General features: G+C 73.2%; 22 protein-coding genes and 1 pseudogene. 6 read left to right on the forward strand and 17 right to left on the reverse strand.

The window, feature by feature from the left end; genetic code table 11:
* The 4 genes and pseudogenes from AF1_RS26250 to sigE form a co-directional block, all read right to left on the reverse strand.
* Positions 1-512 (reverse strand): annotated as a pseudogene (locus tag AF1_RS26250) (hypothetical protein); the annotation flags it as partial.
* A 101-nt stretch (positions 513-613) separates the two neighbouring features.
* Complete coding sequence (locus tag AF1_RS26255; RefSeq protein ID WP_242609030.1) at positions 614-1,717, reverse strand: MucB/RseB C-terminal domain-containing protein; 1,104 nt, start codon at positions 1,715-1,717, stop codon at positions 614-616.
* A gap of 35 nt (positions 1,718-1,752) precedes the next feature.
* Complete coding sequence (locus tag AF1_RS26260; protein WP_067804822.1) at positions 1,753-2,385, reverse strand: anti-sigma factor family protein; 633 nt, start codon at positions 2,383-2,385, stop codon at positions 1,753-1,755.
* Between the two features lie 63 nt (positions 2,386-2,448).
* Entirely contained in the window at positions 2,449-3,192 is a 744-nt protein-coding gene (gene sigE / locus AF1_RS26265; RefSeq protein WP_207394223.1) for an RNA polymerase sigma factor SigE, read from the reverse strand.
* A gap of 173 nt (positions 3,193-3,365) precedes the next feature.
* On the opposite strand from sigE, the gene AF1_RS26270 reads away from it, so the two are divergent.
* Entirely contained in the window at positions 3,366-4,031 is a 666-nt protein-coding gene (locus tag AF1_RS26270) for an O-methyltransferase (RefSeq protein WP_067804827.1), read from the forward strand.
* Positions 4,032-4,034: 3 nt separating this feature from the next.
* Positions 4,035-4,676, forward strand: coding sequence for a hypothetical protein (locus AF1_RS26275; RefSeq protein WP_067804830.1), 642 nt, complete (start codon positions 4,035-4,037; stop codon positions 4,674-4,676).
* Here the strand turns inward: AF1_RS26275 and AF1_RS26280 are convergent, their stop codons facing one another.
* Positions 4,677-6,137 carry a leucyl aminopeptidase gene (locus AF1_RS26280; protein WP_067804835.1) on the reverse strand — a complete coding sequence of 487 codons (1,461 nt, stop codon included), beginning with the start codon at positions 6,135-6,137 and terminating at the stop codon, positions 4,677-4,679.
* 101 nt (positions 6,138-6,238) lie between these two features.
* Positions 6,239-6,406: a DUF3117 domain-containing protein gene (locus tag AF1_RS33755; protein ID WP_083946426.1), complete on the reverse strand. Its 168-nt coding sequence runs from the start codon at positions 6,404-6,406 to the stop codon at positions 6,239-6,241.
* Between the two features lie 178 nt (positions 6,407-6,584).
* Here AF1_RS33755 and AF1_RS26285 point away from each other — a divergent pair, with 178 nt between their 5' ends.
* On the forward strand, positions 6,585-7,370 hold the full coding sequence (locus tag AF1_RS26285; protein ID WP_067804838.1) for an enoyl-CoA hydratase-related protein: 786 nt from the start codon (positions 6,585-6,587) through the stop codon (positions 7,368-7,370).
* Between the two features lie 16 nt (positions 7,371-7,386).
* Here the strand turns inward: AF1_RS26285 and AF1_RS26290 are convergent, their stop codons facing one another.
* Genes AF1_RS26290 through AF1_RS26300 form a run of 3 tightly spaced genes read right to left on the reverse strand, consistent with a single transcriptional unit; the run spans position 7,387 to position 8,821 of the window.
* Positions 7,387-7,953: a DNA-3-methyladenine glycosylase I gene (locus AF1_RS26290; protein ID WP_067804841.1), complete on the reverse strand. Its 567-nt coding sequence runs from the start codon at positions 7,951-7,953 to the stop codon at positions 7,387-7,389.
* Between the two features lie 14 nt (positions 7,954-7,967).
* Complete coding sequence (locus AF1_RS26295) at positions 7,968-8,396, reverse strand: SRPBCC family protein (RefSeq protein WP_067804846.1); 429 nt, start codon at positions 8,394-8,396, stop codon at positions 7,968-7,970.
* Positions 8,393-8,821, reverse strand: a complete 429-nt coding sequence (locus AF1_RS26300) for a hypothetical protein (protein WP_131732992.1) — start codon at positions 8,819-8,821, stop codon at positions 8,393-8,395. The genes AF1_RS26295 and AF1_RS26300 overlap by 4 nt, the downstream gene beginning before the upstream one ends.
* A 65-nt stretch (positions 8,822-8,886) precedes the next feature.
* Here AF1_RS26300 and AF1_RS26305 point away from each other — a divergent pair, with 65 nt between their 5' ends.
* Complete coding sequence (locus tag AF1_RS26305) at positions 8,887-9,204, forward strand: hypothetical protein (protein WP_067804854.1); 318 nt, start codon at positions 8,887-8,889, stop codon at positions 9,202-9,204.
* A 28-nt stretch (positions 9,205-9,232) separates the two neighbouring features.
* Here the strand turns inward: AF1_RS26305 and iolD are convergent, their stop codons facing one another.
* The 3 genes from iolD to AF1_RS26320 all read right to left on the reverse strand — a co-directional run bounded on the left by iolD (position 9,233) and on the right by AF1_RS26320 (position 12,457).
* Entirely contained in the window at positions 9,233-11,089 is a 1,857-nt protein-coding gene (gene iolD, locus AF1_RS26310; protein ID WP_067804857.1) for a 3D-(3,5/4)-trihydroxycyclohexane-1,2-dione acylhydrolase (decyclizing), read from the reverse strand.
* Positions 11,086-11,919: an inositol monophosphatase family protein gene (locus tag AF1_RS26315; protein ID WP_067804860.1), complete on the reverse strand. Its 834-nt coding sequence runs from the start codon at positions 11,917-11,919 to the stop codon at positions 11,086-11,088. Before AF1_RS26315 ends, iolD begins: the two co-directional genes overlap by 4 nt.
* Before the next feature lie 64 nt (positions 11,920-11,983).
* The gene (locus AF1_RS26320) at positions 11,984-12,457 is read right to left on the reverse strand and encodes a CBS domain-containing protein (RefSeq protein WP_067804862.1); all 474 of its coding nucleotides are present in this window, start codon (positions 12,455-12,457) and stop codon (positions 11,984-11,986) included.
* A 101-nt stretch (positions 12,458-12,558) separates the two neighbouring features.
* Here AF1_RS26320 and AF1_RS26325 point away from each other — a divergent pair, with 101 nt between their 5' ends.
* Complete coding sequence (locus tag AF1_RS26325; RefSeq protein WP_067804866.1) at positions 12,559-13,578, forward strand: SDR family oxidoreductase; 1,020 nt, start codon at positions 12,559-12,561, stop codon at positions 13,576-13,578.
* 34 nt (positions 13,579-13,612) lie between these two features.
* Positions 13,613-15,421, forward strand: a complete 1,809-nt coding sequence (locus AF1_RS26330; RefSeq protein WP_067804868.1) for a thiamine pyrophosphate-requiring protein — start codon at positions 13,613-13,615, stop codon at positions 15,419-15,421.
* Between the two features lie 44 nt (positions 15,422-15,465).
* On the opposite strand, the gene AF1_RS26335 is transcribed toward AF1_RS26330, so the two are convergent.
* The 5 genes from AF1_RS26335 to AF1_RS26355 all read right to left on the reverse strand — a co-directional run bounded on the left by AF1_RS26335 (position 15,466) and on the right by AF1_RS26355 (position 20,439).
* Positions 15,466-16,068, reverse strand: coding sequence for an LOG family protein (locus AF1_RS26335; RefSeq protein ID WP_242609029.1), 603 nt, complete (start codon positions 16,066-16,068; stop codon positions 15,466-15,468).
* A gap of 50 nt (positions 16,069-16,118) precedes the next feature.
* The gene (locus AF1_RS26340; RefSeq protein ID WP_067804872.1) at positions 16,119-17,720 is read right to left on the reverse strand and encodes an ABC transporter permease; all 1,602 of its coding nucleotides are present in this window, start codon (positions 17,718-17,720) and stop codon (positions 16,119-16,121) included.
* Positions 17,717-18,628 carry an ABC transporter ATP-binding protein gene (locus AF1_RS26345; RefSeq protein ID WP_067804875.1) on the reverse strand — a complete coding sequence of 304 codons (912 nt, stop codon included), beginning with the start codon at positions 18,626-18,628 and terminating at the stop codon, positions 17,717-17,719. Before AF1_RS26345 ends, AF1_RS26340 begins: the two co-directional genes overlap by 4 nt.
* Complete coding sequence (locus AF1_RS26350; RefSeq protein WP_067804878.1) at positions 18,625-19,287, reverse strand: TetR/AcrR family transcriptional regulator; 663 nt, start codon at positions 19,285-19,287, stop codon at positions 18,625-18,627. Before AF1_RS26350 ends, AF1_RS26345 begins: the two co-directional genes overlap by 4 nt.
* 90 nt (positions 19,288-19,377) lie before the next feature.
* On the reverse strand, positions 19,378-20,439 hold the full coding sequence (locus AF1_RS26355) for a S1C family serine protease (protein WP_242609028.1): 1,062 nt from the start codon (positions 20,437-20,439) through the stop codon (positions 19,378-19,380).
* Positions 20,440-20,610: the final 171 nt, after the last annotated feature.

The following is a 20,610-nucleotide window of genomic DNA, read 5'->3' on the forward strand; positions in this document are numbered from 1 at the left end:
GGCGGGCCCTGGTGGGACTGCTGCGGCCAGCCGCCGTACGGCCCGCCCGGCGCGGGCGGCGGCTCCTGGCCGTGCGGGACGAACCCGGGCCGCGGCCGGTCGTCGGCGACGGGCTTGTCGAGCTGGACGGGCGGCGGGGGCGGCGGCATGTCGCGCGGCGGCGCGTCCTGCAGCGGCACCTCCTGCGGCCCCATGTCGCTGGGGGCCGCGTGGGAGAGCACGTCCTCGCTGGTGTCCGGCGGGTTCCCGAGCGGGCCGTCCGGCGGCGCGAAGCCCCCGGCCACCAGGCGGTCGCCGTCGCGGCCGGGCTCGGGCTCCGGGTCGTCCGCGGCGGCGCCGGCCGCCGGCCGCGCCGCGGGCTCGGGGTCGTCCGCCGATCGGTCCAGCGGGATCTCCTGGTCGGTCACCGTCTCGGGAGGAGCCGCCGCCTCCTGCCGTTCAGGCTCCCGGCCGGAGGCGACCTCGTCGTCCTCCGACGGCGCCTTGACCGGCCCGCGGTTGTCTTCCGTCATCCCCATCTCTCCTACCGAGCATGGTCCTCATCATCCGTGCCCATGCTGCCCCGTGAGGCATGTGGCGAGCATAAGAGCTTAGAGGACACGATCATCCAGGGTCAGTCGAACGGGTTCACCTTGCCCGCGAGGCGGCGGGCGCCGCGGGTCAGGCGCCTCCCGAACGGCTCGGAGCCGCGCGGCATGTTCATCGCGACGGCCTCGGCCGTGCTCTGCGGCGCGTCGGTCAGCACCGTGTAGACGTAGCCCTTCCCGGCGGACACGGCCCAGCGCCGCAGGGACTCGCGGCGGTACACCGTCCGGCCCCCGCGGACGGTCTTCCGCCAGCCGGCCATCCCGCGCTCGTCCAGCGTACCGCGCTGCACGAACACCGACACGGCGGCGAGGCCGTCGGAGTAGCTGAGGTGGACGGCGCCGCCGCCCCTCTCCCGCCGGACGTCGTAGAGGGTGAGCCGCCCCGGCAGAACCTCCGGGAGGGGCCAGCCGCGGCCGCGGAGCCCGGCGATCCCGGCACCGTCCAGCCGCTCCCCCCACGCGCTCTCGGCCGTCTCCGGTCCGGCGGTCTGCACGGGGTCGCCGACGCTGGAGCCGGGGAAGCGGAGGAGACCGCCGCGGGGCGGGGCGACCGGGACCGGCTCCGCCGCCGGCACGGTGAAGCTGATCTCGCTGAACCCGGTGACGATCACCGGGTGGCCGGTGGCGTCGATCAGCTCCCGGTGCAGCATCAGGCCGGTCTCCTGGTCGAGCCAGAAACGTCCGGCGGGGCTGCCGTCCGCGCGGCGCGCCTCCACGACACGGGCCCGCCGGCCGCAGATCGCCGTGTCCGGCCCGCGGACCACCGCGTAGTTGCGGGTCAGCAGCGCGAGGGTCCGCGCGGTGAAGCCGGTGGTGCCGCCGGCGGCGGACTCCGGCCGGTAGCCGGCCCCGCCGGCGGCCGACCGGTACCGGATGCCCTCACCGGGCCGGTGTGTCACGGTGACCTCGGATGTGGCGGACTTGCTGTGGTTCCACGTGGTGAGAAAGCGCCGGCCCTCGTAGGGGACGCGGCGGGCGGCGTCGGTGGCGGCGTGCAGCAGGCCGACGGCGGCCGGGTCGCTGCGGAGCCGGCGGACGGCGGCCGGGTCGCCGGACAGCAGCCCGGCCAGCGCCAGCGCACCCGCGAGCGCGCCGGCCAGGACGGCGCAGCGCCGTCCGTGCCCTTTCACGCGACGCCGCCTCACGTGGATCGCGGCCGGCGCGGTCACGGCCCCGGGGAGACCTTGACCTGGTACACCGGGTCGGTGAGCGGGTCGGTCACCGGCGCGTCACCGGAGTTCAGCGCGTGCTCGACGGCGAACCGGTCGAAGGCGGGGGTGACGGTCGGCGCGTCCTGCCGGCCGCCCGCGACGTAGGAGGCGGTGCCAAGGCCGAGGAACAGGGTGGCGGCGCCGACGACCAGGTAGCGGCGGCGTGGATGCGGCTGGACGGCGACGGCGCGGCCGGGCGGGCGGTTGCCGCGCGGATGCCCGGCACGCGGATGCCCGGCGCGCGGCGTCCGGACGGGACGGGCCGGTGATCGAAGCGGCCGGGCGGATTGCGGGGGCGGCGCGCCGGCGGGCGCCCCCCGCGGCGGGGCACCGGCGGACGCGAGCGGTTCGGCGGACGCGGGCAGGGACCGCAGCCGGGTCAGGAAGTCGGGGGTGGGAAGATCGTCGGTGCCGTCCGTGACGGGAAGCTCGGACAGGCCCCGCAGCCGCCCCTTGAGCCGGCGCAGCACGGCGACCTCGTCCCTACAGCGGGCGCACCCGGCGAGATGGGCGAGCACGCGGTCGCGCTCCTCATGGCCCAGCTCACCGTCGACCAGCGCGGTCAGACGCTCCCCCAGACAACTCACGCCGCCTCCGTCGTTTCCGTTCGGTCCGGCGCGCGGTCCCGCCCGCGCGCGTTGAGGAAAGCTTTACACGCCGTCCGGCTGCGGCAGTGCGCCGCCCGCCGCGCGCAGGCCCCCCGCCCGCGCCACCGTCTCGCCCTCCTCGGCGGCGTTCAGCGCCTCGGCCGCCCGGTGTTCGTTCCTGGTGCCGGGCCGGCGCCGGGTGGGCGCGCGGTGCTCCAGCGCGGCGCGCAACTGCGCCCGTCCCCGGTGGATGCGGCTGCGCACGGTTCCGAGCTTGACGCCGAGCGTCGCCGAGATCTCCTCGTAGGACAGGCCCTCGATGTCGCACAGCACCACGGCCGCGCGGTACTCGGGGGCCAGCGCGTCGAGGGCGGCCTGCACGTCGGCGTCGAAGTTGCTGTCGTCGAACGCCTGCGCCGGGGTCGGCTCGCGGCCCTGGAGGCGTTCGGCGGCGTCGTCGGCGAGCCCTTCGAAACGGATCCGCTGGCGCCGCCGCGCCATGTCGAGGAACAGGTTCGTGGTGATGCGGTGCAACCAGCCCTCGAACGTCCCGGGCGTGTAGTTCGACAGCGAGCGGAACACGCGGACGAAGACCTCCTGGGTGAGGTCCTCGGCGTCGTGCTGGTTACCGGTCAGCCGGTAGGCGAGCCGGTAGACGCGTGCGGAGTGCTCTCGGACGACCTCGTCCCACGACGGTGGTGCCCACTCGGCCTCGGGGGCGTTCTCGCGGGTGCGCGCGGCATTACCGAGGCCCTGCCTGGGGCCGACCCCCACAGCGCTTCTGAAACTCAGTGCTGCGACTCCCATGGTGCCGGGCTGTTCCTCTCTCCTGAGCCAAGGTTCTCGCCTTGGAACGGCACGGTCTCGCCTGGGCTGGGGCGGTTCTGGACCGACTCGGTGCTTGCGTCACTCACCCTTCCGTTGGTTACAACGCGCTGAAACTCCAGTCGGTTCCCTGTCAACGATATGGTCTTTCCAGCATGAGGCAGCGGGGGTCCCGCAAGGAGGCAGCCATCGACGCCATTCAGGCCACCCGGGCCTATGTGGAGGATTTCCTCCCCGAAGACGAGCCGCTCCTGGCCGCCAGGCGGCGCGGCGAGGAGGTCGGGGCGACGCCGATCGGCGCCGCGGGCGGCGCGGCGCTGCGCTTCCTCGCGGCACTGATCGGCGCGCGGACGGTCGTGGAGGTCGGTTCCGGCTGCGGCGTGTCCGGCGTGTGGCTGATGCGCGGCATGCCCGCGGACGCGGTGCTGACGACCGTGGACATCGAGCCCGAGAACCAGCGGCTGGCGAAGCAGGCGTACCGGGAGGCGGGCCTGTCCGGCTTCCGCACCCGGATGATCAGCGGGCCGGCGCTGGAGGTGCTGCCCCGGCTCACCGACGGCGCCTACGACATGGTGTTCTGCGACGCGGCGAAGCGGGAGTACCCCGACTACCTGACGGCCGCGCTGCGGCTGCTGCGGCCCGGCGGCGTGGTCGCGTTCGACAACGCGCTGTGGCACGACCGGGTCGCCGACCCCGACCACCGCGACCCGGAGACCGAGGCGATCCGCGAGGTGCACCGGGTGATCCGCGAGGACGACCGGCTCGTCCCGCTGCTCGTCCCGGTCGGCGACGGCCTGCTCTGCGCGGTGAGGCGCGCCTGACCGATGCCCGGAGCGGAGCGCCGCCGGAGCGGAGGGCGGCGGCCCGGCGCGGAGGCGCGTGAGGTGTTCGCGGTGCGCAGCCGGGTGACGTGGCGCGGGGTCTGGCGGCTGGTGGCGTTCGTGATCCTGTTCGTCGCGTCGCTGGGGTTCATCGCGGGCGGCGCGGTGCGGGGCGCCGGTGTGGGAAGCGTCACGTTCATGGTGCTGGGGGTGGCGGGGCTCGTCCTGTTCGGTGCGGGCCTGCTCGTGTCGGCCGGTGGGATGCTGGCGCGCCGCCCCGTCCTGGAGCTGGACGCCGCCGGGGTGCGGCGCCCGGCGCGCTGGCCGCTGCCCCGCGCGTCCGGGCGTGCGCTGCCGTGGGACGAGGTGGCCGCGATCACGGCGCTGCGCCGCGGGGTGGCCGGCGCCCGCCGGGGCGAGCAGGACTACCTGGTGTTCCTGCCGTCCCCGGAACTGGCGGAGATGGCGCGCACGTCACGGCGGCCGGCGCTCGTGGCGCTGACGATGCGGGACGTGCCGTCCACCGCGGCTGCCGTCCCGTGGTGCTTCGCGGTGGAGCCGGGCTGGGACGCGACGCTCCCGCAGATCGTCAAGGAGGCCCGGCGGCGGCGCCGCGTCCCGGTGATCGACCGCCGGACGAAGTGATCAGGCCGTCAGCCAGTCGAGCAGGAGGCGGACGCCGAAGCCGGTGGCGCCGCGGGTGATCTCGGCGTCGTCGGCGGTGGCGCGTCCCGGACCGGCGATGTCGAGGTGCGCCCAGGCGCGGTCGCCGGCGAACTCGCGCAGGAACAGCGCCGCCGTGATGGAGCCGCCGCCGTAGCCGCCGCGCCCGATGTTGTTGATGTCGGCGACGTCGGAGTCGATCGCGGCGCGGTAGTCGGCCACGAGCGGGAGCCGCCAGACGGGCTCGCCCGCCACCGTCCCGGCCCGGGTCAGCGCGGCGGCGAGGGCGTCGTCGCTCGCGAACAGCGCCGCGTGCCGCAGGCCCAGCGCGACCTTGGCCGCGCCGGTGAGGGTGGCGATGTCCACGACCACGTCGGGGGCGAGTTCGGCGTCGGCGTAGGCGAGCGCGTCGGCGAGGACGAGCCGCCCTTCGGCGTCGGTGTTCAGCACCTCGGACGTCGTCCCGCCGAAGTGGGTGATCACGTCGCCGGGACGCATCGACGACCCGGACGGCATGTTCTCCGCCGCGGCGACGAGCCCGGTGACGCGGGCGCGGACGCCGAGACCGCGCAGCGCGCTCATCACGGCGATGACCGCGCCGCCGCCCGCCATGTCGGTCTTCATCGTCTTCATGTTGTCGTTCGGCTTCAGCGACAGGCCGCCGCTGTCGAACGTGATGCCCTTGCCGACGAGCACGACATGCCGGTCGGCGGGCTCATCGGGCGCGTAGGAGAGCTCGATCAGCCGGGGTGGCCTGGCGGAACCGCCGCCGACGGCCAGCAGGCCCCCGAAACCGCCCTCGATCAGCTCTTTTTCGCCGCGCACCCGGACGGTGAGCCCGGCGTCCTTCGCGACCTGCTCGGCCCGGCCCGCGAGCCAGGACGGGTCCTTCTCGCCGGACGGGGTGTTGGCCAGGTCGCGGGCCAGCGCGGTGGCCCGCGCCCGCGCGGTGCCCCGGTCGATCGCCGGGGCGTCCGCCCGCGGCCCGGCCTCGGTCAGCACCGCGAGGGTGCCGAGCGCCTTGCGGGCGGACGGGGCGCCGATCTTGAACTCGTAGGAGGCGAGCAGCGCGCCCTCGACGAACGCGGACAGGTCCCCGGCGGGGACGCCCGCGACGAGCGCCGTCCGGCCCCTGCCGCGGCGGGCCAGCGCGGCGCCGGCCCTGCGCAGGTCGGCCGGGGCCGCCTCGCCCACCCCGTACAGCAGCAGTTCCCGGACCCGGTCGCCGATCCGGACCTGGGTGGCGGTGATCTCTCCCGGTTCGCCCTTGGCCCTGTGCAGCGCCAGCAGCTCGTCCAGCGTGAACGGCAGCGATCCGGCGACCTCCGCCGCGGGGGCGACGGGGCCGGTGCGGACGGGGACCGCCACCACCTCGGCTCCGAGGTCGGCCGCAGTCTGCGAGACGGTGCCGCCGGCGCCGTGGACGCGGGTCTCGATGGGCATGGTGCCGATCCCCCTGACAGGACTTTTCTGGATAGGGAAATGGCAAGGGCCCCGGCGGCGTCGCCGGGACCGTCACCAACAAGCCGGGAGCGGTGGAGCCGTCAGCCCACAACGCCCTTGAGGGCCTCGCCGAGCTCCTTGGCCTCGTCGGCGGAGAGTTCGACCACGAGCCGGCCACCGCCTTCGAGGGGGACTCGCATGACGATTCCGCGTCCCTCCTTGGTCACTTCGAGCGGACCGTCTCCCGTCCGCGGCTTCATCGCCGCCATGCGTGCATCCCCTTCCTGAGTAGGGCCGCGGCCTGGCACACCATTGGCCGCGTGGCCGCGTGTCGCATCCGCGTCATCAGTAGTGGTCCATTATCTCGTCTTCCGGGCGCGAAGTGGTAACGATCAGCCTCCAGATCGGAAGATGGGAAGATCTGCGAAGAATTTCGAGAGGACGACGATGCCTGAGACCGTGCTGTACGACGTCACCGACAATGTGGGAACGATCACGCTGAACCGCCCGGACGGGATGAACTCGCTGACCGTCGAGATGAAGGAGCTGCTGCGCGCCACGGTCGTGCGCGCCGCCGCCGACCCGGCCGCCCGCGCGGTGATCCTCACCGGGGCGGGACGGGCGTTCTGCGCGGGGCAGGACCTGCGGGAGCACGCCGGCAACCTCGCCGCCGGACGGGGGCTGGACGACACGGTCCGCAAGCACTACAACCCCATCGTGCTGGCGCTCGCGGGGATGCGCAAGCCGGTGGTGGCGGCGGTGAACGGGGTGGCGGCGGGCGCGGGCGCGTCGCTGGCGTTCGCCTGCGACCTGATCGTCGCGTCCGACAGGGCCCGGTTCGCGACCGCGTTCACCGGCATCGGCCTCGCCCCCGACAGCGGCATGTCGTGGACGCTGCAGCGCCTGGTCGGCCGCGCGAAGGCCGCCGAGCTGCTGCTGCTCGGCGAGCCGGTGAAGGCGGAGCGGGCGCTGGAGATGGGGCTGGTGAACCGGGTCGTCCCGGCGGACGAGCTGGCCCCGGCGGCGGTGGAGCTGGCGCGGCGGCTCGCGGCCGGCCCGACGGTCTCCTACGGCGCGGTGAAGGCGGCGCTCGACCACGCGGCGACGCATGACCTGGCGTCCGCGCTCGAACGGGAGGCGGAGCTTCAGGACGAGTGCGAGAAGACCGGCGACCACCACAACGCGACCGAGGCGTTCCTGAAGAAGGAGCAGCCGGTCTTCGAGGGCCGCTAGGTTCTCGCCGCCCCCGTCACTGGCGGAAGGCACAGCCGGTCAGGTGGTCGTTCACCAGGCCGCAGGCTTGCATCAGGGCGTAGGCCGTGGTGGGGCCCACGAAGCGGAAGCCGTGCTTCTTCAAGGTCTTGGAGAGGGCCTTGGAGGCGTCGGTGTAGGCGGGGACGTCGGCCGTGTCCGCGTGGGCGGGCGCGCCCGGGTCCGCGTAGTGCCAGGCGGTCGCGGCGAGACCGCCGGGGAGGTCGAGTGCGGCGCGGGCGTTGCCGATCGCCGCCTCGATCTTCGCCCGGTTGCGGACGATGGAGGCGTCGGCCATCAGCCGCTCGACGTCGTCCGGGCCGAACGCGGCGACCTTCTCCGGGTCGAAACCGTGGAAGGCGGCGCGGAAGTTCTCCCGTTTACGCAGGATCGTCAGCCACGACAGGCCGGACTGGAACGCCTCCAGGCAGAGCCGCTCGTAAAGCCCCTGGTCGTCGCGGACCGGGCGGCCCCACTCGTCGTCGTGGTAGGCGATGTAGTCGGGCGCCGACAGGGCCCACGGGCAGCGTGCCAGCCCGTCCTCGCCGAGGATCGCGGTGCTCACCCGGCCGTTCTACCTCACGCCTGCGACAGTGCGGCCAGCCGGCGGAGCCCCAGGGTCATGAACGCCCTCACGACCGGGCCCGCCGCAAGCCATCCGGCGCGGCCCAGGGGTCCCAGGGGAAGGTCTACGCGCTCCGCCCAGATGATGCGGCTGCCCGAGCCTTCGGGGACGACCTCGAACCACGCCTCACCGCGCACCACGCGGCCGGTGTGCCGGACGGCGACGCGGCGGCCGTCCCGCCAGTCGGTGATGATCATGGTGTCGAGGAAGCCGACCGGGCCGATGCCCGTCCGCGCCCGGAGTTCGTCGCCGGCCTTGTCGCCGCCTTCGGCGCTGGTGAACGGCATCCACTCGGCGTGGCGCGGCCAGTCGGTGAGGACGTCGAAGACGCGTTCGGCGGGGGCGCCGGACACCGCCTCGGCATGGACGGCGACATAGCTCACGAGTAGTCCTCCTTGGTGCGGGGTTCGTCCTCGCCTGGGACGGTCTCCTTGCGCAGGAGCACGCCGTGATCGGGCTCTTCGAGGCCGTGCAAGGCACCGATGGCCGGTTCCCTGTCCCCGACGCGCTTGCGGAGATCGTGCAATTGCCGTTCAAGGTCGGCCACGCGGGCGTCACGCTCGTACAAGGCCACGGTAAGGCGGTGTACGGCCTCGTCCGTCACCTGCATCTGGTAGCCCCAGATCGTCGCGGGGAACCGCGGCCGGGAGCCCTCCGGCCCCAGCACGGGACGGCCTTCGTCGTCCACCTGGAGCGGCGGATAGTCGGGATGGGTCTCGGCAAGCTCGCCGCCACGGCCTATGGCGAGGACGACGACGGCGCCCAGCACGGCCACGCCGGCCAGGACGAGCACCACGACCACCATCACGCTCCGATCTCCCGCGTCCCCCTGAAGGACGATCCCCTGACTCCGATCGTGCCACGCTTGGCGGCATGGGGATGCAAGAGTGGATGGTCCTTCCACCGGACGCGCCGGTTCCGGACGGTGCCGTGGACGCGGGCACGGCGCCCCCCGCGAGCCGGGTGGAACGGCTCGCCGCCTCCGGGGGCACCGTGCTCGTCACGCTGGAGACGGACGCGCGGGAGCCCGATCCCGGGCTGCTCGCCGCCGCGTCCGTCTACGCGTGGCTGGGGGTCGCACTGTTCCGCGTGCCGGAGTCGCAGGCGGACGCGATGCGCCAGGTGCTCGACATGGTGGCCTCCATCCGGGGCACCCGGCCACCGGCGGTCGCCCGCCGCGGCCTCGCCTGAACCGCGGGGCCGGCGCCAAGGTCAGGTCTCACAGGTGGCGGCGCTGCGTCTTCCTGTCGTCGTCGTAGCGGGCGCGGGCCTGCGCGGTGGGCCGCAGCGCCGACACCTCGGCGACGGGCACGTCCCACCATGCCTCGCTGCCGGGCGCGGGGACGAGCGGGTCGGTCTCCACGTGGACGACGGTGGTGCGCGGGGAGGTGATCGCCTTGCGCAGCGCGTCCCGGAACGTGCCGGCGTCCTCGGCGCGGAGCACGTCGGCGCCGAGGCTGGCGGCGTTCGCGGCCAGGTCCACGGGGAGGAGGTCGCCGTCCAGGCCGGTGGCGGTGCGGGCGCGGTACCGGGTGCCGAACCGCTGCGCGCCGACGCTCTCCGACAGGTTGCCGATGGACGCGTAGCCGTGGTTCTGGACGAGCACGACGATCAGCTTGACGCCCTCGGCGACGGCCGTGGCCAGCTCCTGCGCCATCATCAGGTACGAGCCGTCGCCGACGAGGACGAACACCTCGCGGTCGGGGGCGGCCATCTTCACGCCGAGGCCGCCGGCGATCTCGTAGCCCATGCAGGAGTAGCCGTACTCGACGTGGTAGCCCTCGGGGTCGCGGGTCCGCCACAGTTTGTGCAGGTCGCCCGGCATGGACCCGGCCGCGCACACCACCACGTCCCGGGGGCCGGACTCCGCGTTGACGATCCCGATGATCTCCGCCTGCGCGGGCGGCCCGGCATGCCGCCCCCCGAACGCCTCGTCGACGACGGCGTTCCAGCGTCCGGTGAGTTCCCGGACCCGTTCTCGGTACGCGGCCGGGACGACGTGGCTCCCGAGGGCCGTGCCGAGAGCTCGGACGGCTTCCCTGGCGTCGGCGACGACCGGGATGCCGGCGAGCTTGACCGCGTCCGGGCGGGCCACGTTGATGTTGACGAAGCGGACGGACGGGCCGGCGAACAGGGAGTGGGAGGCGGTGGTGAAGTCGCTGTAGCGGGTGCCTATGCCGATGACGACGTCGGCGTCACGGGCGAGGGCGTTGGCGGCCGTGGTGCCGGTCGCTCCGATGGCGCCGGCCGCGCACGGGTGGTCCCACGGCAGGGCGCCCTTGCCCGCCTGGGTTTCGGCCACCGGGATGCCGGTCTGCTCGGCGAAGGCGCGCAGGTCGCCGGTGGCACGGGAGTAGATCACCCCGCCGCCCGCCACGATGAGGGGGCGCTCGGCGGCCCCGAGGACGGCGGCGGCGTCCCGCAGCGCGGCCGGTTCGGGCACGGGGCGGGGGACGCGCCAGACACGGCGGGCGAACAGTTCGTCCGGCCAGTCGTACGCCTCGGCCTGCACGTCCTGGGGCAGCGCGAGGGTGACGGCGCCGGTTTCGGCCGGGTCGGTCAGGACGCGCATCGCCGCCAGCAGCGCGCTGGGCAGTTGCTCGGGACGGTTGATGCGGTCCCAGTACTTCGACACCGGCTTGAAGCAGTCGTTGACCGACACGTCGTAGGACCGGGCGTCCTCTAGCTCCTGCAAGACCGGGTTGGCGCGGCGGGTGGCGAAGATGTCGCCGGGCAGCAGCAGGACGGGCAGCCGGTTGATGGTGGCCAGTGCCGCACCGGTCACCATGTTGGTCGCGCCAGGGCCGATGGAGGTGGTGCAAGCGAAGGTGGACAGCCGGTCGTTCATCCGGGCGTAGCCGGACGCGGTGTGCACCATGGCCTGCTCGTTGCGGGCCATGTAGTAGGGGAAGTCGTCGGCGTGCTCCAGCAGGGCCTGGCCGAGACCGGCGACGTTGCCGTGCCCGAAGATGCCGAAACAGCCCGCGAAGAAGCGCCGCTCCTCACCGTCCCGCTCGCTGTGCTGCGCGGCCAGGAAACGGATCACCGCTTGCCCGGTGGTGAGCCTCGTGCTCATGCCCCGCTCCCCGCCGACGACAGGCCGATCACCTCGGTCATGACGGACCCGGCGAGGTCGAACCCGCCCACGCACGCCACGTAGCCGGGGGCCTCGTGGTCGGGGGCACCGGGCCTGCCGCCGAGCGGCAGGTACGTCCCGCCCGCCTGCCGGACCAGCAGCAGGCCCGCGGCGAGGTCCCAGGTGTTGAGGCGCGGGTCGAAGGAGACGTCGGTCCAGCCGGCGGCGACGTGCGCGAGGGCGAGCGCGGCGCTGCCGGGCCTGCGCACCGTGGCGAACGCGTCCACCATCAGGCCGAAGCGCCGCAGCACCTCGTCCCGGTCGTCGCGCAGGTCGCGCGCGCTGGGGTAGGACGTGGCGACCACGGCGGTCTCGTCGCGGGCGGCGCCCCTGCTCTCGATCCGCTCGCCGTTGCAGGTCGCGCCGTCGAGCGACGCGCTGAACATCTCGTCCCGCACCGGGTCGTACACCACGCCCGCGACGACCTCGCCGCCGGCGACGGCGCCGATGGACGTGCAGAAGAACGGCAGGCCGACGGCGAAGTTCGCGGTGCCGTCGATGGGATCGACGTACCAGCACAGGTCCCCGTCCGTCCCCTGCCGGCCGCCTTCCTCTCCGATGACGACGCTGCCGGGGGCGTGTTCGGCGAGCACCTCGCGGATCGTCTCCTCCGCCGCGTGGTCGTGCACGGTGACGGGGTCGTGGATGTCGTGCTTGAGGTCGACCTCGGGACGCGAGCGGAACCCCGTCCGCAGCAGGTCCCCCGTGGCGCGGGCGGCCAGCTCCGCGATCGCGGCCAGCTCCCGCGAGGCGGGGACATCGGCGTTCATGCGGCTCCTTCGATGACGGGCCGCCGGGCGGGTGCGGGCCGGCGGCGGCGTGGCCGCCCGCGGGTCAGGCGTCGCCGGACGCCGGGAGAAGACGGGTCAGCAGGTGGACGGTGGTGATGACGCCGATCAGGGCGCCCTTCTCGGGGCGGTGTTCGTCGTCGGAGACGGCCACCACGGGGCTGTGGGCGTCGGCCATGAGGCTGGCGATCTCCATCACGGTGGCGTCGGGGCCGACGACGGGGAACGGTGTCCGCTCGTCCTCCAGCAGGTCGGTGACCGTGCGGTCGGCGAGCCTGGCGCAGAGGAGGTCGGCGTGACGCTCGTCGTAGACGCGGGCGAGGGTCGGATCGTCGCGGACGTGCGGCGGGACGATCCGGCCCAGCAGCCGCGAGGCGGGGATCACCGCGACCGCGCGCCGCCTGGCGTCCACGACGACGAGGCCGGGCAGCCCCTGGCCCGCCAGGAGCCGGGCGGCGTCCAGCGCGGAATCGGCCGGTGTCACTGTGGGGTACTCGACGGCGAGTTCACGGGCACGCACATCTCGACGGTATCCGAGGACGGCCCGGCCGCCCGCGTTACAGCGCCCTTGACACGGGCAGTGGGTCTCTGTCCCGGATCCAGCTGCCATGGGGGTGTGATGTGAAGCACAGGCTCGGTAAGGACAGCGTCGTCGTGCTGACGGGCGCCAGCGGCGGGATCGGCCGCACCGCCGCGGTGGCGTTCGCGAGACGCGGTGCCGCGATCGCGCTGCTGGCCCGTGGTGAGAAGGGCCTGGACGGAGCCGTCGCCGATGTGGAGGCGGCCGGCGGCCGCGCGCTCCCGATCGGCGTCGACATGGCCGACCGCGACCGGGTGGAGCAGGCCGCGCAGAAGGCCGAGGACGAGCTGGGCCCCATCGACGTGTGGGTGAACGTGGCGTTCTCCTCGGTGCTCGCACCGTTCTGGGAGATCGAGCCGGAGGAGTTCGAGCGCACCACCGACGTCACCTACCTCGGGTACGTGAACGGCACCCGCGCCGCGCTGAAGCGGATGATGCCGCGCGACCGCGGCGTGATCGTCCAGTGCGGGTCGGCGATGGCGTACCGGGGGATTCCGCTGCAGAGCGCCTACTGCGGCGCCAAGCACGCCCTCAAGGGTTTCCACGAGTCGCTGCGGACGGAACTGATGCACGAGGGCAGCGGCGTGAAGGTGACGATGGTGCAGATGCCGGCGGTGAACACCCCGCAGTTCGACTGGGTGCTCTCCCGGCTGGCGAAGCGGCCGCAGCCGGTGCCGCCCATCTACCAGCCGGAGATCGCGGCGAACGCGCTGCTGTACGCGGCCGAGCATCCCGCGCGCCGCGAGTACTGGGTCGGTGCCAGCTCGGTCGGCACGATCCTCGGCAACAGGGTCGCGGCCGGCCTGCTGGACCGCTATCTGGCCCGGACGGGCTTCGCGTCGCAGCACACCGACGAGGACGCGCGGCCCGGCCGTCCCGCGAACCTGTGGGAGCCCGCCGACGACACCTCCGATCACGGTGGCCACGGCCGGTTCGACGAGCGGGCGCACCGCACGAGCCCGCAGCTGTGGGCGGGGCAGCACAAGTACCTGGTGGGGGCCGCGACGGCCGGTGCCGCCGCGGGCGCGGCGGTGGGCGCCGCCAGGCTGCTGCGGCGCTGACGGGCGCGACGACATCACGACGAAGGAGAGACCAATGGCGCAGCAAGTTGCCGACTACGTTCTCCAGCGGCTGACCCAGTGGGGTGTGAAGCGGGTCTACGGGTACCCGGGCGACGGCATCAACGGGATGCTCGGCGCGTTCGACCGCGCCAAGGGGCGACCGGAGTTCATCCAGACGCGGCACGAGGAGATGGCCGCGTTCATGGCGTGCGGGCACGCGAAGTTCACCGGCGAGGTCGGCTGCTGCACGGCCACGTCCGGTCCGGGCGCGATCCACCTGCTGAACGGCCTGTACGACGCGAAGCTGGACCACCAGCCGGTCGTCGCGATCGTCGGGCAGCAGAAGCGGCTCTCGCAGGGCACGCACTACCAGCAGGAAGTGAACCTGGAGAACCTGTTCTCGGACGTGTCGGAGTACTGCCAGGTCGTCATGGAGCCGGGGCAGGCGCGGCATGTCATCGACCGGGCGTTCAAGACGGCGCTGACCACCCGGGGCGTCGCGACGATCATCATCCCGGAGGACGTCCAGGAGGCGGAGGCCGTCCCGTCACCGCCGAAGGAGCACGGCTCGGTGTACTCCAGCGTGGGGTGGAGCCGGCCGCGCGTCCTGCCGAACAAGGAGGAGCTGCACAAGGCGGCCCAGATCCTGAACGAGGGGCAGCGGGTCGCGATGCTGGTCGGCCAGGGTGCGGCGGACGCTCAGGCCGAGCTGGTCGAGACCGCCGAGCTGCTCGGCGCGGGGGTGGCGAAGGCGCTGCTCGGCCGCGAGGTGCTGCCGGACGACCTGCCGTTCGTCACCGGCCCGATCGGCCTGCTCGGCTCCAAGGCCAGCGATGAGATGATCATGAACTGCGACGTGCTGTTCATGATCGGGACGAGCTTCCCGTACGCGGAGTGGCTGCCGGACGAGGGCAGCTGCAAGGGCGTCGAGATCGACATCGACGGCCGCATGATCGGCATCCGCTACCCGATGGACGCGCACGTCGTCGGGGACGCCAAGGAGACGCTCCGCGAGCTGATCCCGCTGCTGGAGCGCAAGAAGGACCGTTCCTGGCGCGAGGAGATCGAGGAGAACGTCCGCACCTGGAACACGGTGATGCGCAAGCGCGCCGGGCAGAGCTTCGAGGGCAAGATCAACCCGCAGGCGGTGGCGCAGGAGGTGTCGCCGCTGCTGCCGGACGGCGCCATCCTCACCGCCGACTCGGGGTCCGCCACCAACTGGTGGGCGCGGCACGTCAAGCTCCGCGACGGGATGAAGGCGTCGCTGTCGGGGACGCTCGCCACGATGGGGCCCGGCGTCCCGTACGCGATCGCGGCGCGGTTCGCCTACCCGGACCGCCCGGTGATCGCGTTCGTCGGGGACGGCGCCTTCCAGATGAACGGCATGAACGAGATGCTCACCGTCAAACGCTACGCCGACCGGCTGGCCGGTTCCCCGCCGCTGGTCTTCGCGATCTTCAACAACCAGGACCTCAACCAGGTCACCTGGGAGCAGCGCGCGATGGGCGGCGACCCCAAGTTCGAGGGCTCGCAGCACATCCCCGACTTCCCGTACGCCGAGTTCGCCGAACTGTGCGGCCTCAAGGGCATCTACTGCGACAAGCCCAAGAAGGTCACCGACGCCTGGAAGGAGGCGCTCGCCGGCGACCGGCCCGTCATCCTGGAGTTCGTGGTGGACGACCAGATCGCCCCGATCCCGCCGCACATCATGAAGGAGCAGGCGAAGAAGGCGGTCAAGGCCGGTCTCAAGGACCCGCAGCGGGCCGGCATGGCGGCCCGCGGCTTCCGGCAGAAGCTCACCGAGATGTACGAGAACATGCCCGGCCGCAGGCACGAAGCCTGATCAGGCGGGCGGGCACCGCCGGCCCGCGGTGGCCCGGCCGGCGGTCACAGTTCCGCCTCGGCGTAGTCCTCCGGGGAGAACCCGATGCGGGGCTGCGTCCGCTCCAGGAGGTCGAACGCCTCGGGGACGGAGGCCGTCCAGCCGATGGCGTCCCAGATCTTGGGGCGGGCGAAGCCCTGCTCGGTGAGGCCCTTCATCAGCTCGCGGAGCGGGCCGTACACGCCGGTCGGGTCGAGGATGACGATGGGCTTGTCGTGCATGGCGAGGACGCGGGCCGTCCACACCTCGAACAGCTCCTCCAGCGTGCCGATGCCGCCGGGCAGGATGAGGAACGCGTCGCTGCGCCGGTCCATCTCGCCCTTGCGGGTCCGCATGTCGGAGGTGACGATCAGCTCGTCGTTGTCCTCGTCGGCGATCTCGACGCTGACCAGGCCGTCGGGGATCACCCCGACGGTCCGGGCGCCGCCGGCCCGCGCGGCGCGGGCGACGGCGCCCATGCACGACACCTGGGCGCCGCCGCTGACCAGGCTGTGGCCGCGCCGGGCCAGCTCGGTGCCGACATCGGCGGCGAGGTCACGGTAGCGGCGGTCGATCTTGCCGCTGGACGAGCAGAACACGCAGACCGCGAGGGACTTGGGGGTCGTCACCGGGTCAATCTAACGGCTCAGCGCCCCACCGGCTCAATGCTTTTGACGGCTCAGTGCGCCGAAAGGTCGCGGCGGCGGAAGCCCGCCATGCCGGCGGCGGACAGGACGGCGGCGAGCGCCACCAGCCAGACCAGCGGCGTGACGGTGAAGTCCTGCCCGATCTTCGGGACGTGGGTGAACGGCGAGACGTCCAGCACCCGCTCGTCCAGGTTGAGGCTCGCCCCGAACAGTGTGATCAGCGCGAACACGCCGACCGCCGCCCAGGCCGCGGCGGTGAACCTGGGCGCCAGGCCGAACAGCGCGAGCGCGATCGCGCCGACCAGCCACACGGCGGGCAGCTGCGCCATCGCCGCGCCGAGGACCCGGGGAAGCACCCCGCCGACGTCGCCCTTGTCCAGCCCGTGCGCCAGCCCGGCGGCGGTGCCGGCGGCGGCCAGCGCGGCGGCGGGCCCGAGCAGCGCGAACACCAGGTGGCTCGACGCCCACCGCAGCCGTCCGGTCGCCGTGGCGAGCAGCGGTTCGGCACGCTGCCCGGTCTCCTCGGTGCGCAGCCGCAGTGTGGCCGACACCGCGTAGGCCGCGACGATGATGCCGAGGATGCTCATCACCGAGGCGAAGTAGGCGTCGGTGATGGCGGAACTCCCGCCGATGCGGGCGAAGATCTCCCGCAGGTCGGGGTTGTCCCTGACCATGTCCTCGACTCCCCCGGCGACGGCGCCGTAGACCACGCCCAGCGCGACGAACCCGGCGAGCCAGCCGTACAGCGAACGGCTCTGCAGCCGCCAGCCGAGCCCGAACGGCCCCGACAGCCGCCGCGGGGCTTCGGCCGCCCCGAGACGCGGGGGCAGGACGCCGACACCGAGGTCGCGGCGCTCCGACAGGGCCCCGGCGGCGGCCACCAGGGCGGCGATGAACGCCGCCACCAGCGCGAGCGTCCACCAGCGTTCCCCGTCGTAGGCGCGCATCCGGTTGGTCCAGCCGAGCGGGGACGCCCAGCCCAGCCACGACAGGGAGTTGCCCGCGCCGCCGACGTCGGCGGCCATCCGGATCACGAACGCGACGCCGACCGCGGCGAGGGCCGTTCCGCGGGCCGCGCCCGCGCCCTCGCTGAGCTGTGCCGTGACGCCCGCGACCGCCGCGAAGACGCATCCGGCCGCGGCCATCTGCAGGCCGAAGGCCAGCGACCCGGCGAACGGGAGGCCCTGGGCGGTCATCCCGGCGGTGAGCAGCGCGGCGAACACGAGGTTCGCCGCCATCGTCACGATGAGCGCGGCGGCCAGGCCGGCGCCGCGCCCGAGCACCGTGGCGCCGAGCAGTTCGCGGCGGCCCGCCTCCTCCTCGGTCCGGGTGTGCCGGACGACCGTCAGCGCGCTGATCAGCCCGATCACCACGGGGATGAAACCGGAGCGCTGCGCGATGATGCTGCCGAGATCGGTGTCGTACAGCGGCCCGTACAGCGCCAGGAACGTCGGGTTGTTCCCGGTCGTCCGCGCGTACTGGAGCCGGTCGGCGGCCTGCGGGTAAAGGCTCTCGGTGGCCCCGACGAAGCCGAGCGGGACCACGGCGATCCAGATGACCCAGGTGGGCAGCAGGAACCGGTCGCGGCGCAGGATCAGCCGGATCAGCCCGCCGGTTCCGGTGAGCGCGCTCACAGCCCGGCCTCCTGCAGCTCGTCCTTGTAGTGGCGGAGGAACAGCTCCTCCAGCGTCGGCGGACGGCTGATCAGGCTGCGGACGCCGATCTCGGTCAGCCTGCGAAGCGCGGCGTCGAGCTGCGGCGTGTCCACCTCGAACTTGATGGTGGTGCCGTCGATCTGCATGTCGTGCACGCCGGGCAGCGTGGCCAGCCCGTCCGGCGGGGCGGCCAGTTCCGCGTCGATGGACGTGCGGGTCAGGTGCCGCAGTTCGGCGAGCGTCCCGGACTCCACCGCGACGCCCTTGCGGATGATCGTCACCCGGTCGCAGAGCGCCTCGACCTCCGACAGGATGTGGCTGGACAGCAGGACGGTCCGGCCCGCGCGCCGCTCCTCCCGGACGCACTCCTGGAAGATCTCCTCCATGAGCGGGTCGAGGCCGGAGGTCGGCTCGTCCAGCAGCAGCAGTTCCGCGTCGGACGCGAGCGCGGCGACCAGCCCCACCTTCTGCCGGTTGCCCTTGGAGTAGGCGCGGCCCTTCTTGCGCGGGTCCAGCTCGAACCGGTCGAGCAGTTCGGCCTTGCGGCGCCGGTCCAGCCCGCCGCGCATCCGGCCGAGCAGGTCGATCACCTCGCCGCCGGACAGGTTCGGCCACAGTGTCACGTCGCCGGGTACGTAGGCGAGCCTGCGGTGCAGCTCGGTCGCGTCCCGCCGGGGGTCGCCGCCGAGCAGCCGGACGGTGCCCGCGTCGGCGCGCAGCAGGCCGAGCAGGATTCTGATCGTGGTCGACTTCCCCGAGCCGTTCGGGCCGAGGAAGCCGTGCACCTCTCCGGCCTGGACGGTCAGGTCGAGCCCGTCCAGCGCACGCGTCCGGCCGAAGGTTTTGACCAGGCCGGATACGGATATCGGGGGCGTGTTCGCGGTCACCGTTTCTCCTTGTGGGGGGGCTGCCCGCCGGCGGCGAGCATGTTCTTCAGGGCGGTGCGTGCCTGCTCGCTCAGTTCCGGCGACATGAGGTCGTCGTCGAGGATCTCCAGCATCGCGAGCGCCATCCGGGGGTAGCCCTCGGCCGTCAGGGTGTTGGCGCCCAGGGCCCGGGACAGGTGTTCGTGCAGGACCATCACACCGAAGCTCATGGCCGTCATGACGGCCGCGTAGGCGTGCAGGTCGTCGGTCCGGGGCTTGGCCACCCCGGGTCTTCCGGCTTCGAGGACCTCCTCGGTGTACGCGACCACCTCGTCGTACAGCGCCATCGCGGCGGGTGACCCGTCGGTCAGGGCACGGGCCAGGTAGCGCTGGATGGGCAGGGCCGTCCGCATGGCGATCGCCAGGAACCCGGGATCGGACATCCCCCCGCTCAGCGACTCCTCTTTGATCTCGCGGATGGCCTCGACGGCGTACTCGTCACAGGACTGGCGCAGCGCCTCCTTCGTCCCGAAGTGGTGCTGGACGAGGGCGGGCGAGACACCGGCGGCCCTGGCGATGCCGCGGATCGTCGCGCCCTTCACGCCGTGCTCCGCGAACTGCAGCAGTGCCGCGTCCCTGATCCGGGCCCGTCCGGTCAGGTCGTCGGCTCGCTCGGCCATCCCCACCCCCTGTACCAATGTTCAGCGTCCTATACGAATGTACACTGTACTCCCGTACAGGACGCTGTCAATCGGTCCCGGGGGGTGGGCTCAGCCGCCGGGGAGCTGGCCGAGCGTCACCGGGACGGTCTTCTTCGAACCGTCCTGCCGCTGGATCTCGACCTTGACCGTGTCGCCCGGCTTGAGGTTCGCGAGCACCGACGAGAGCGCCGTCTGGTCGGGGGTCGCGGTGCCGTTCACCGACAGGATCAGCTCGCCCGGCCGGATGCCCGCCTTGGCGGCGCCGCCGCCCTTCTGGACCTGCACCACGGCGACCGCCGAGCCCTGCCCGCTCTGCGGGTCGACGATGGTGCGGACCACCACGCCGAGCGCGGCCCGGCCCGAGTTCGACACCTTCCCCTTCTCGATCAGCTGCGGGACGATCAGCTTGACGGTGTTGCTCGGCGTCGCGAAGCCGATCCCGGCCGCCGGGCCGCCGACCTGCGGGTCGGACGCGGCGGCGGTGGGAATGCCGATCACCTGCCCGTTCAGCGTGACCAGGGCGCCGCCGCTGTTGCCCGGGTTGATCGCCGCGCTCGTCTGGATGGCGTCGGCGATCGTCGACCCCTGGAAGGAGCCCTCGCCCTTGGTCGTGACCGTCCGGTGCAGCGCGGAGACGATCCCGTTGGTCACGCTCCCGGCCAGGCCGAGCGGGTTGCCCATCGCCAGGACGATCTGCCCGACCTTCGCCTTGCCGGAGTCGCCCCACGACGCGGGCTTGAGGTTCCCGCCGCTCACCTTGACGACGGCCAGGTCGTCGGCGGCGAACTCGCCCACCGGGCTGGCGTTCAGCGTGGCGCCGCCGCTGGCCGCCGTCACCTGGATCTTGCTCGCGCCGGCGACCACGTGCGCGTTGGTGACGATGTGGCCCTGGTCGTCGTAGACGACACCGGACCCCTCCGCCTTGTCGGTCTGGATCTTCACCACCGACGGCAGCACGGCGGCCACGACCTTCTCGTACTGCTGCTCCAGATCCGACACCGATCCGCCGACCGACGCCGAGGTCCTCGCCGTCGGCGTCGCGGCCTGCTGTGCGCCGCCGCTGCATCCGGTGAGCGCCAGCATTCCCGCCGCCACCGCCGCACAGGCCCCGACCTTCGCGTTCCTGTCCACGCTCCACCTCCAGAAGGGACGGTTCCCCTCAGCCGCGGCCAAGCCGTGGACGAGGTCACGATTTGGCGGCGTCATTGCATGATCGCGGGGCACCGCCGGAACACGCCGGGCTCACCCGCGCCTCGGCGCGGGCCTGCCCAGGGCGAGACCGATCCCCGCCGCCGTGGCCGC

Source organism: Actinomadura formosensis NBRC 14204, from assembly GCF_001552155.1.
GTDB classification, from domain to species: Bacteria; Actinomycetota; Actinomycetes; order Streptosporangiales; family Streptosporangiaceae; genus Spirillospora; species Spirillospora formosensis.